Origin of the sequence: Leptospira weilii (genome assembly GCF_006874765.1) — a bacterium.
Classification (GTDB): domain Bacteria; phylum Spirochaetota; class Leptospiria; order Leptospirales; family Leptospiraceae; genus Leptospira; species Leptospira weilii.
The window spans coordinates 2,714,605-2,725,000 of record NZ_CP040840.1 but is presented as its reverse complement, the minus strand read 5'-3'; the positions used below and the strand labels follow the sequence as shown (position 1 = coordinate 2,725,000).

Genomic DNA, 10,396 nt, shown 5'->3' with positions numbered 1-10,396 from the left:
GAGCGTAATTTTCGATATAGTCGAGAATCAACTCGTCCGGATTTGATTTCAATTTCCGAAAAATGTCAATCAGCGGTTTGAATATATCGGATCCAATACCTTTTTTGGGAGATAAGGCAGCGATAACTGCACCACTACCTAGAAAAGGTTCGTGATAGGTTTTTATTTTTTTAGGAAAATAGGAAATAATAGTATTCGCATATTTTTGCTTGTTTCCAATCCATTTCAAAAGCTGTCCTTTTAGCGGATTTTTAACCAATTGCGATTCTATTGGAAAAAGAAACGACATGATTGTATCGTCAGAATACCTTAAATATGGAGTTTACTAGAAATCTATCCCAAAACCGGAATTTACTACGAGAGTGTTCCAAAAATAAAATCCATTTGAAAGTTCATAAACGCTCTCAAGGGACGGTTTTTGTATGAACTCCAACGGTTTATTACGAACTTATCGAACGATGAAAGCCGATTTCTCATAAGGTTTTAGGATAGACTTTATATTAAATGATTTGAAAAGGCTCTTTATCCTTTTTTGTTTTTTTCGTTTTCGATCCTTCGATTTATTTCGAATTTTGCCTGTTGAAACTTCTATTTATAAGTTTTGTTAAAATGTTTTAGGAACCAAGCTCGTGGTAGAAACTCCAACAAAAAATCATTTCCGTTTCAAAAATAACATTCAATTTTTTTGATCCGTATTTCCTAAAACCGATTTCAAAATCGAACGGAAATTCGTCAAATTGAGAGGTAAAACGATTTCCGCTTTTTTACCGGAAATTTTCTCAAATTCTTTGATAAATTTTTGACCGATCCTAAGTTTAACTGCTTCCTGTCCGCCTTTTGTGTTGATCGACTGGGCGAGTAGTTCGATTCCTTTTGCGGTAGCCACTGCGATCGCTTCCACCTCTTTGGCTACGCCTTCGGCTTCGTTGATTCTTTTTTGTTTTTCGCCTTCGGACTTGTTGATGGCTTCTTCTTTAAAACCCAGAGATCGGTTGATTTTCGCGTCCCTATCCCCTTCCGAAAGAGAGATCTGTGCCTTTTTTGTGATCTGCGCTTTTTTCTCTTTTTCCATCGCTTCTAAGATGGACTTAGGAGGAGTGATGTTTACGATTTCGTATCGATTGACCTTGATTCCCCAAGATTCGGCGGCTAAGTCTAAAACTTCCAGAATCTTACTGTTAATCGCGTCTCTGGTTTCAAACGTAACATCCAAATCCATCGTTCCTATGATAGCGCGCATCGTAGTTTGGGCGAGTTGAGAAGCCGCAAACTGATAGTCGTTGATTCCATAACTCGCTTTGTAGGGATCCAGGACTTTGAGATAAAGGATTCCATCCATGTCCACTTGCACGTTATCTTTCGTAATACAAGTCTGGGGAGGAACGTCCGTTGCTTGTTCTTTCAGCGTATGATAGTACGCGTCCTTTTCAAGGAAAGGCCAAAGAAGATGAAGACCCGCGTGTAAGGTTCTGCTGTATTTTCCGAGTCTTTCCACTACGATACAATCCTGGGCGGAAACGATTCGAATCGAACGATAGAGTTTGTATGCGAAGTAAATTCCGAACAGAGTCCAGAATATCATTACGAATGTGCTTTGAAACGTTTCCATCTTATTGACCTTCCTTCTCTTTCGGCGTTTTGATTTCAGGCAATTTTCCGGTTACTTTGGAAAGACCTTCGAACACTCCCGCGATATTGGCAAGCTCCGCGGGAAGAATCGTGGTTTTAGAAACGCTTAGGATTTCTCCAAAACCCGTGAGATAGTCTTCGGTAATTTGGAGATTAACAGCTTCTCCTCCGCCTTCTCTGGAAATGGATTCTGCGATCATTTGGATTCCTTTTGCTTTCGCGGCGGCAATCAGTTCTATCTCCAAAGCCTTACCGTCGGCTTCGTTGATCTTTTTCATCTTTTCCCCTTCGGAGATATTGATCGCTTCTTCTCTTTCTCCCACAGAACGATTGATCCTAGAAAGTTTTTCACCTTCCGAAATCGTGATCTCCGCTCTTTTAACTCGCTCCGCTTTTACTTGTTCTTCCATCTCGTGAAGAATTTCCTTAGGAGGAGAAATATTTTTGATTTCGTATCTTGTGACTTTGATTCCCCAGGGATCGGTGGCCTCATCCAAAGCGCGCACAACGTTGTAATTGATATCGTCCCTTTCCGCAAATGTCTGATCAAGGATCAGTTTACCGATTTCGGAACGAAGGGTCGTCTGCGCGAGTTGTTGAGTAGCGAGCATGAAGTTTTCAATCGCATAAGAAGCCTTGTAGGCATCGACTACTTTCAGATAAAGAATTCCGTCCACCGAAATGGAAACGTTGTCCTTTGTGATACACATCTGAGGGGGAATGTCGATCGCGATCTCTTTCAGATTCTGTCTGTATTTGACGATTTCGATGACGGGCCATAAAAAATGAAACCCGGCTTCCAAAGCGCCGTTGAATACTCCCACGCGTTCCACGACGAAACAATACTGTTGCGGAACGATGATGAATGTCTTACGAATCAGATAGATCAACGCTATGAAGAATAACGTGAATATAAACCCTGCAGACATAAAATCTCCTTTTCTATTTTAAAATCAGACTTATTCTTCCGGAAGTTCCAAAGGTTCCACGAGAAATGTGAGATTGTCTCGACTTACAATTCTTGCTTTACTTCCTTTCGGAATTCTGGCTTTTTTGGAAATCGCGTCCCACTCTACGCCTTGAAAAAGAATCCTTCCGCCTTTTCTTTCTACAAGAACGTCTTTGACTACGGAAACCAGTTTTCCGATCTGATCGTTTTCCGGAATGGAACGTTCTGTCTGAGCCGGAAAGATTTTTCGAATCGCCGTGCTTCCGACGTAAATCAGAAGAATGGAGAGAGAGGCCCAAAGTCCTAGTTGCCAACCGAGGGAAATATCGAAAAAATACACGGCAATCCCGGTGATAATTCCGGAGGTTCCTAAAAAAGCGATAAAGGTTCCAGGAATAAAAAATTCAGCGAGAATGAGTAAGACGCCGCCGCCGCCGATCCAAATCGTAACCGTTAGATTGGAAAGAAAATCAGGCATGAAAAACGCATTCTCCCGGAGTGGAACAGATTCGTAAATTTTTTTCAGAATTCAATCCGTTTTTTCTATTTTAAAAAAAAGGGAAAGAAAACGAATTATCCAGGAGAAAGGTATGAAAAAAAAACTTCTATTCTCACTTATAACGGCGATTCTGTTTCTGCAATTTCTACCTATACGTCCTCCCGAAGGAACGAATCGAAACGAAATCCAAACTTCCGATGAAGTCAAAAAAATATTGAGGAAATCCTGTTACGATTGTCATTCCGATCTGACCGAATGGCCTTGGTATTCGAAAATTTTTCCCGTCAATGTGTATCTTTACAATCACGTAAAGGAAGGAAAAGTTGAGCTCAATTTTTCGGAATGGAATTCCCTAAGTAAAAAAGAAAAGTCGACGAAAGGCGATTCGATTTTGGAAACTTTGGAAGAAAAAGAAATGCCTCCCGGAAATTATATTCTTTTGCATCCGTCCGCAAAAGTTACTCGAGAAGAATTGCAAGTCTTGAAGAACTGGGTTCGGGATTTGGAAGAAGAGTATCGGAAAGAATAATTAAAAATAATTTGGCAAAGATCGTAATGACTGGAAAAGAAAAAAAACTCTGGGGCGGAAGATTTCAGGAAAAAACCTCTTCGATTCTGGAACGAATCGGGGAATCCGTATCCTTCGATCATAAACTTTATAAAGAAGATATCCAAGGAAGTATCGCGCACGCGAGAATGTTGAAACAAATCGGCATCTTAAGCGGAAACGAATTGTCGAAGATCGAAACCTCTCTCTCGCAAATCAAAACCGAATTGGAGGAAGGACGGTTGGAATTCAAACCGGAGCTCGAAGACATTCATATGCATATCGAGTCCCGTTTGACCGAACTCATAGGGGAAACCGGAAAAAAATTACATACCGCAAGATCTAGAAACGATCAAGTGACTCAAGACGTACGGCTGTATATCTTAGGTCGAGGAAAAGAAATTCTCAAATCCATCGTAAGTCTAAGATCTTCTTTGTATGAAAAAGCGAAACGGAGCGTGGATGTAATCATACCCGGATACACACATCTTCAAGTCGCACAACCGATCCGCGCCTCTCAGTATTTGCTTTCTTGGTTTTGGGCCTTGGAAAGGGATCAGGAATTCTTTCGTTTTGCTTTAAAAGCCTCGGATGAATTGGCTCTCGGTGGCGGAGCGATGGCGGGAGTCAATTATCCGACCGACAGGGAATTCTTAAAAAAAGAATTAGGACTTTCTAAAGTGTCTCCGAATTCTATGGACGGAGTTTCGAGTCGTGATCATATTCTGGAATTCTTATTTGCTTGTACTCAGTTGATGATCCATGCTTCTCGAATTTGCGAGGACATCATACTTTATTCTTCCCAAGAGTTTGGAATTCTGCGTCTGCCGGATTCGCTTACGACTGGATCGTCCATCATGCCTCAAAAAAAGAATCCGGATATCGCGGAACTCATTCGAGGAAAAGCGGGAAGGGTGATCGGAAATTTAAATCATCTTCTCGTGATGTTAAAAGGTTTGCCTTCGACTTACAACCGCGATCTTCAAGAAGACAAGTTAGCTCTCTTTGATTCGATCGAAACTGTGGAAATCAGTTTGGAAGGGATCCGGGAAATGATCGAAGGTTGGGTCTGGGTTCCGGAAAGAGCGGAATCTTCCTTAAAAAACGGATTTGCGACGGCGACGGATTTAGCGGATTTTCTCGTTTACGAAAAGAAAGTTCCGTTTCGAACCGCTCATGAACTCGTGGGGACGCTTGTGGGAGTTTGTGTGGAGAAAAAAAAGACCTTGTTTGATTTGCCCGAACCAGATCGAGTTTCGATTTCGGAACATTTTGTGGGAAAAGAATACGAAAATGCTGTTTCTCTTTCTCTTTCCGCGGACAAAAAAATCTCTTACGGAGGAACTTCCAAAAAAAGACAGGAAGAACAATTAAAAATTGCGCTGGAATCTTTGAGGGAAGCTGAAACATTGTTTTTATGAGAATCATTTCTGGAATTTTAACGTTTGTTTGTTTTTTAGCGTGTAATCGGAATCCGTTTGCGCAGACCAGATACCAACCGGAAGTTTATACGCCGTCTGCCGTCGTAGTTCCAAGACAGGATACATCCGCGGTCTCATTGCCCGAAAAATCCGCGATCTATGCGATCTTCTTAACTACTCAAGGAACTATGACCGTTGAGTTATTCGACCAAGACGCCCCTAAAACGGTTCAGAACTTTATCGATCTGGCGCAAGGCGAGAAGGAATTTCTAACCAGAAACGGACAAAAGGTGAAAAAACCTTTTTACGATGGTTTGACCTTTCATAGGGTGATCGAAAATTTTATGATCCAGGGTGGTTGTCCGAATGGGGACGGAACTGGCGGTCCCGGATATCGTTTCGATGACGAGATCAACGGAAAAGCTCTCGGTCTTGATCAAATAAAAGCCGGGGAAGCTCCCTATTATCAATATCAACTTCAAAAGGCCGTGGCTAACGAGCTTCAGATAAAAAACAATGAAGAAGCGGAATCAAAAAGAGAATTGATCGAAAAGGCATTTGAAGACGCCAAGAAATTATCGGTTCTTGAAATTCTTTTTAGAATCGGATACAAATACAATGAAATTCTAAAGTCTCATAAGGCGCTTAAGGGTTCTATTGCAATGGCGAATGCGGGACCGAATACAAACGGCTCCCAATTTTTTATCAACCAAGTGGACACACCTCATCTGGACGGTCTTCACACCGTTTTCGGCCAATTGGTATCCGGTGCGGACGTCGTGGACAAGATTGTAAAGGCGGGAAACTCCAAAACTTCGATCAAAAAAATTCTCATCGTAGATAAAAGAACGGCGGCTACGGCGGTGCAATGACATTCACACCGGATAAAACCCAGGCAAAGAACTATCTTGCAGTGATTCAAGAACTGGCAAGTTATTCTTCCGGTTCTACCAGCACGAGTCGTATTTTAGAGCGATTGTCCGTGCTCCCGGTGCACGATCAAGAATCCAGAGCCTCGATTTTGGAAACTAGCGAAGGGAAAAATCTTCCGGATCGTTTAGTCGAGATCATAAAACTCTTTCGGATTATCCATTCCAAACGTCAGGAAATATATTCCTTTTACGAAACCGCGATTTCAAAATACGGGATAATCAACACTTTAACCGCAAAAAAAAAACCGACGGACGACGAGGCGCGTATCAAGCAGATTCTCACGGATTATATTCTAAAAATTGAATCTTTTTTCGAAAAAAACGACATAGGGGACGAAGCGCTCATTAAGGAAATCAATCGATTCCTAAATGAACTCGAATCTCTGAATTTATTAAACGAAGACAATCTTACCGCATTGATCCTTTCCTCAAAGGCGATTTCTCTCATACAACCTCCGATGGAAAAGTTGGTCTCTTGTTACCAAGACTACGATAAGATAGAGGTTATTCTCAAACGATTGATTCGAATCGCGGAGATGATCATAGAGGATGCCAAGACCCCGCGCTGATCTAAAAATCCTTATTTTTTCGCTGGTTTTGAGGGAATTTGCCGAAAATAAACCAGAATGATTCGGATTCTTCTCGCAATTTTACTGACTCCTTCGTTTCTCCTTGCGTTTCCAAAACGGGATGCACGGGGTTCGATTTCGGAAAATTATCTCAAACAACAGGGAATCATCACGTTGGATTTGAAAAAAATTCATTATCGTGAGAACGATAAAATTCCGGTAAAGATGTCCATCACGAATACCGGAAACGAGGTGATAAGAATCTTTCCTTCCGGAAGAGGTCTGGAATCGTATCGAGTTGTAGTTCGGGACGAGAATGGGAATCAGATTCCGGAAAGGGACGAGGAAAAAAGGATCGATCCCGTGTTAAAACGAAAAAACACGATCGAATCCCTGGAAGGAAAAGAGATCAAAGAAATCATTCTACACAAAGACGAAGTGTTCTCTAAAGAAATCGACTTGAATTCTCGTTTTGATTTGGAGCCGGGAAAGAAGTATTTTGTGACCGCGTATTTTCATCCGAATATACAGGAAATGCCCGCGCTTTTTATTCGTTCTCGCAACCAACCTTATTTCTTTTACGAAGAAAAACACGGCGAACCGGTCCTCTTGTCCATTCCCGAAAAAGATCCGACTGCGGATGGGCTTGAACCGGAAGAGGTGATTCATTTATTTTTGGGTTCCGAAAAGAAAAAAAATTGGGCACATCATTTCAAGTGGATTTATTTTCCAGAATATATACAGGCCTACGATCAATACTCGGAAGAATACAATCGTGCGGAAGAATCCGAAAGAGATTTTCTGCTGGAGAATTTTAAACGATATCTTACCGAATCCAGAGCTGGGATTCTTCATTCTTACAGAATTTTGAACACGGAATCTGTTTCTCCCGGTTTGGCGAGAGTCACGGTTTTTGTAGAGAGAAAGTTGAACCGCTTGCGTTCCAAATACGAATATATTTACACTCTCAGAAGGGTACCCGACGAACAGGGAGCTTTCTGGAAAGTGTCTAACTTAGTAGCGAAGGTAAAGAAATGACGGAGATTCTATCGCAGGATGAGATTGACGCGCTACTAAGCGCCATCAGTTCCGGTGAAGTAAGCGAATCGGATTATACTTCCGTTTCTGAACAAAAAAAGGTAAAGATCTACGACTTCAAACGTCCTGATAAATTTTCAAAGGACCAAATTCGTACGTTGCAAATGATGCACGAAACCTTTGCTCGTCTGGCGACTACGGGTCTTTCGGCACAGCTCAGAGCGCTCGTATCCGTTCACGTCGCCTCCGTGGATCAGTTGACTTATGAGGAATTCATTCGTTCGATTCCGAATCCGACTACTCTTGCCGTAATCAATATGGATCCTTTGAGAGGCTCCGCGATTTTAGAGATCGATCCTTCGATTTCTTTTACAATCATCGATCGTCTGTTTGGCGGTAAGGGAGAACAGGCAAAAATTTCTAGAGAACTTTCTGAGATAGAGATGAGCGTGATGGAAGGGATTATCGTTCGAATTCTCGGGAACATGAGGGAATCTTGGTCTACTGTAATCGATTTAAGGCCGAGACTCGGGAATATAGAAACGAATCCTCAGTTTGCACAGGTGGTTCCGCCGAACGACATGGTGGTTTTGATCACTCTCGAAACCAAAATCGGAGAAGTGGAAGGGATGACGAATCTTTGTATTCCCTATATCACGATCGAACCGATCATCAATAAGTTATCCGCGCAATATTGGTATTCGTCCATTCGAAAAGGGGAATTGGATGAGAACCGCGCCGTAATTCAAGAGCGACTGGACCAGGTTGCAATTCCTCTGATCGCAGAAGTAGGATCCGTGGACGTTTCCATCAACGATTTTATGAATCTTTCCGTCGGTGATGTTGTGAAACTGGAAAATACTTCCACGAGATCCGAGATGATCGTAAAAGTTGGGGAAAGAAAAAAATTCAAATGCCTTCCTGGAAGAGTGGGGAGCCGACTTGCGATTCAAATTGGAGACAGGGTGGAAGATATTCCGGACGAACTTCTGGGTTCCACACGTTCTGAACAGGAATATTAGAATCTTAACTTAAAATTTGCTTTTGAACTTGTACCAAAAGAATAGGCGAGAGCTCAACAGAAATCCAGCTGGTTTTAGGAAGATTGTTTGTATAATAAATGAAATACCCAGACTGAATCGGATGCTGCTTGTTCGCCGTATAAGATCTTTCGAAATGCAGATAAAAAAATTTTAGAGATGAATTTCAATAAAAAAGGCGGTCAGAAACCGCCTTTGGAATCGGTCAATGTGATCACAACACGAATTGAGGAAAGCGTTGTGTCGAGTTTAAAAAACCGTAACTTCCGAGTGAAATTATTTTTTCCACTGAATACATTCGCCGGGGCATTCATCCATTTCTTTTTGAACGATTTTCCAGTCTTCCTCGGGGATCGGAGCTTGATTTACCATTTCTCCTCCGATATGAGTTTCCGAAGTGTCATTGTCATCCATTTGAAAATATTTCGGAAGATTGTCTGCACATTGATTGCAGGACGTGCAGTTGTCCTTATCTACATACGCAATTTTAGTCGGCATAGGCTTCGATTCTCCTGGGTCGGTTCTCCCGGTCGCTTAAAAACAGGTCTCAAGATCAATTTTCTAACCATTTGTTAGACAGCAAGTCCTTTTCTAGGGTTCTTGCACGACTAAAGATGGTCGGTTTGGAACAAGCGAAAGCAACTTAGTGAAGGCAAAAATAGAGAAAACTGTGGACTTGAAATAAATTTTATGCTATTTTGCCCGGAAAGAATTTAAATGGGAGACCAGAATGTTTCGAAAAGGTTCATACCTCGTATTGATTGTCTTATTCGCTATTGATTGTGGAAAGTCCAAAAAGGAAGACCTACAAGGCGGAGTTTTTACTTTTATCAAAGGAAGCGTAAAGCTTTCAGATAAAACCGGAAAAGAAAAGAAAGTAGGGCTTTCGGAATTTATCCTTCCGGAAGATAAGATTGAAACGACAAAAGATTCGTACACGGATATTCAACTCATGGATGGGGTGATCATTCGCGTAAAAGAGAACACAAGTCTTACCTTGAATAGGATTTATGTGGATTCTAAAAATGCGGAGATATATTCGGATATTAACCTCAATAAAGGAAAGATATTTTCTAAAGTCGGCACAAAACTCACCAAATCTTCCGGATTCAAAATCACTACGCCTACTTCGACTGCGGCGGTTCGCGGAACCGACTTTCAAGTCGAAGTGGAGGGAAACCAAACCGAAACTCTCGTTTCCGAAGGGTCCGTGGAAGTTGTAGATAACGATAATCCGGATCTGAATAACATAGCCGATGCAGGCGGGAAAATTGTTTCCGACGGTAAAAGTCAGAAGGAAGAAAAACTTTCCGAAGACGAGTTGAAAGAATTGCAAGAAGACGCAGCCACCGTTCAGTCCATTACGGAAGAGCAAAGACAAAGAATTGAAGAGATCCTAAAAGACTTTAAAGAAAACAAGGAGAGAATTCTTCAAGGTTTGGAGGAACAAAAACAAAGGAACCAAGAACTCATCAATGCTACGAAAGAGGAAAATCGTAGAATGATCGACGAAGTCAAAGAATCCGGAAAGGCTGAAAAGGAAGCCATCAAAAGCGCCGCTGATGAAGAAAGAAAAAACATCAAGTCCGGTATTGACAAGGATAGGGAAGCCCTAGAAAATTCTAGAAAATCTCTCAAAGATCAGGTCAAACCTCAGTAAAAAAGGTAATCAGACAAGCTTTTCACCCCGGTTTCGTTATTTGTTAAGCGAAGTCGGGGTTTTTCACACTATATCTTAAACTCGTCTTTAAATTAATTTGCATGTCTGGTTG

Annotated in this window: 12 protein-coding genes and 1 pseudogene (1 of these 13 cut by a window edge); 8 read left to right on the top strand and 5 right to left on the bottom strand. The window is 41.6% G+C overall.

Annotation, left to right across the window (positions count from 1 at the left end; all coding sequences use genetic code 11):
• The 4 genes from FHG67_RS13150 to FHG67_RS13135 all read right to left on the bottom strand — a co-directional run.
• On the bottom strand, window positions 1–289 hold the 5' portion of the coding sequence (locus FHG67_RS13150; protein WP_004499875.1) for a Dam family site-specific DNA-(adenine-N6)-methyltransferase. The gene continues 593 nt to the left of window position 1, outside the view; only the first 289 of its 882 coding nucleotides appear in the window; its start codon is at window positions 287–289; the stop codon falls past the left edge of the window.
• 387 nt (window positions 290–676) lie between these two features.
• The gene (locus FHG67_RS13145) at window positions 677–1,609 is read right to left on the bottom strand and encodes an SPFH domain-containing protein (protein WP_004498152.1); all 933 of its coding nucleotides are present in this window, start codon (window positions 1,607–1,609) and stop codon (window positions 677–679) included.
• A 1-nt stretch (window position 1,610) separates the two neighbouring features.
• Window positions 1,611–2,558, bottom strand: coding sequence for an SPFH domain-containing protein (locus FHG67_RS13140; protein ID WP_004498139.1), 948 nt, complete (start codon window positions 2,556–2,558; stop codon window positions 1,611–1,613).
• Between the two features lie 30 nt (window positions 2,559–2,588).
• Window positions 2,589–3,056 carry an NfeD family protein gene (locus FHG67_RS13135; RefSeq protein ID WP_142499815.1) on the bottom strand — a complete coding sequence of 156 codons (468 nt, stop codon included), beginning with the start codon at window positions 3,054–3,056 and terminating at the stop codon, window positions 2,589–2,591.
• Between the two features lie 112 nt (window positions 3,057–3,168).
• Between FHG67_RS13135 and FHG67_RS13130 the strand changes: the two genes are divergently transcribed.
• The 6 genes from FHG67_RS13130 to fliM are packed head-to-tail and all read left to right on the top strand — an operon-like array spanning window position 3,169 to window position 8,606.
• Window positions 3,169–3,606, top strand: coding sequence for a heme-binding domain-containing protein (locus FHG67_RS13130; protein ID WP_004499887.1), 438 nt, complete (start codon window positions 3,169–3,171; stop codon window positions 3,604–3,606).
• 26 nt (window positions 3,607–3,632) lie between these two features.
• Window positions 3,633–5,045, top strand: coding sequence for an argininosuccinate lyase (argH, locus tag FHG67_RS13125; protein WP_036075988.1), 1,413 nt, complete (start codon window positions 3,633–3,635; stop codon window positions 5,043–5,045).
• Window positions 5,042–5,917: a peptidylprolyl isomerase gene (locus FHG67_RS13120; protein ID WP_004499903.1), complete on the top strand. Its 876-nt coding sequence runs from the start codon at window positions 5,042–5,044 to the stop codon at window positions 5,915–5,917. The genes argH and FHG67_RS13120 overlap by 4 nt, the downstream gene beginning before the upstream one ends.
• Window positions 5,914–6,546 (top strand): hypothetical protein, encoded by a 633-nt coding sequence (locus FHG67_RS13115; protein WP_004499933.1) that lies wholly within the window; start codon window positions 5,914–5,916, stop codon window positions 6,544–6,546. Before FHG67_RS13120 ends, FHG67_RS13115 begins: the two co-directional genes overlap by 4 nt.
• 57 nt (window positions 6,547–6,603) lie before the next feature.
• Window positions 6,604–7,584: a hypothetical protein gene (locus tag FHG67_RS13110; RefSeq protein ID WP_004499958.1), complete on the top strand. Its 981-nt coding sequence runs from the start codon at window positions 6,604–6,606 to the stop codon at window positions 7,582–7,584.
• Window positions 7,581–8,606: a flagellar motor switch protein FliM gene (gene fliM, locus FHG67_RS13105; protein ID WP_002721870.1), complete on the top strand. Its 1,026-nt coding sequence runs from the start codon at window positions 7,581–7,583 to the stop codon at window positions 8,604–8,606. The genes FHG67_RS13110 and fliM overlap by 4 nt, the downstream gene beginning before the upstream one ends.
• Before the next feature lie 294 nt (window positions 8,607–8,900).
• Here the strand turns inward: fliM and FHG67_RS13100 are convergent, their stop codons facing one another.
• A complete protein-coding gene (locus FHG67_RS13100) occupies window positions 8,901–9,122 on the bottom strand; it encodes a ferredoxin (protein ID WP_002630943.1) in 222 nt (73 codons plus the stop codon).
• On the opposite strand from FHG67_RS13100, the pseudogene FHG67_RS22695 reads away from it, so the two are divergent.
• Both FHG67_RS22695 and lsa33 read left to right on the top strand, forming a co-directional pair.
• Window positions 9,088–9,271, top strand: a pseudogene (locus FHG67_RS22695) (hypothetical protein). The gene FHG67_RS13100 and the pseudogene FHG67_RS22695 overlap by 35 nt on opposite strands.
• An 83-nt stretch (window positions 9,272–9,354) precedes the next feature.
• On the top strand, window positions 9,355–10,284 hold the full coding sequence (gene lsa33 / locus FHG67_RS13090) for a surface adhesin Lsa33 (protein WP_004499929.1): 930 nt from the start codon (window positions 9,355–9,357) through the stop codon (window positions 10,282–10,284).
• The last annotated feature ends 112 nt before the right edge of the window (window positions 10,285–10,396 follow it).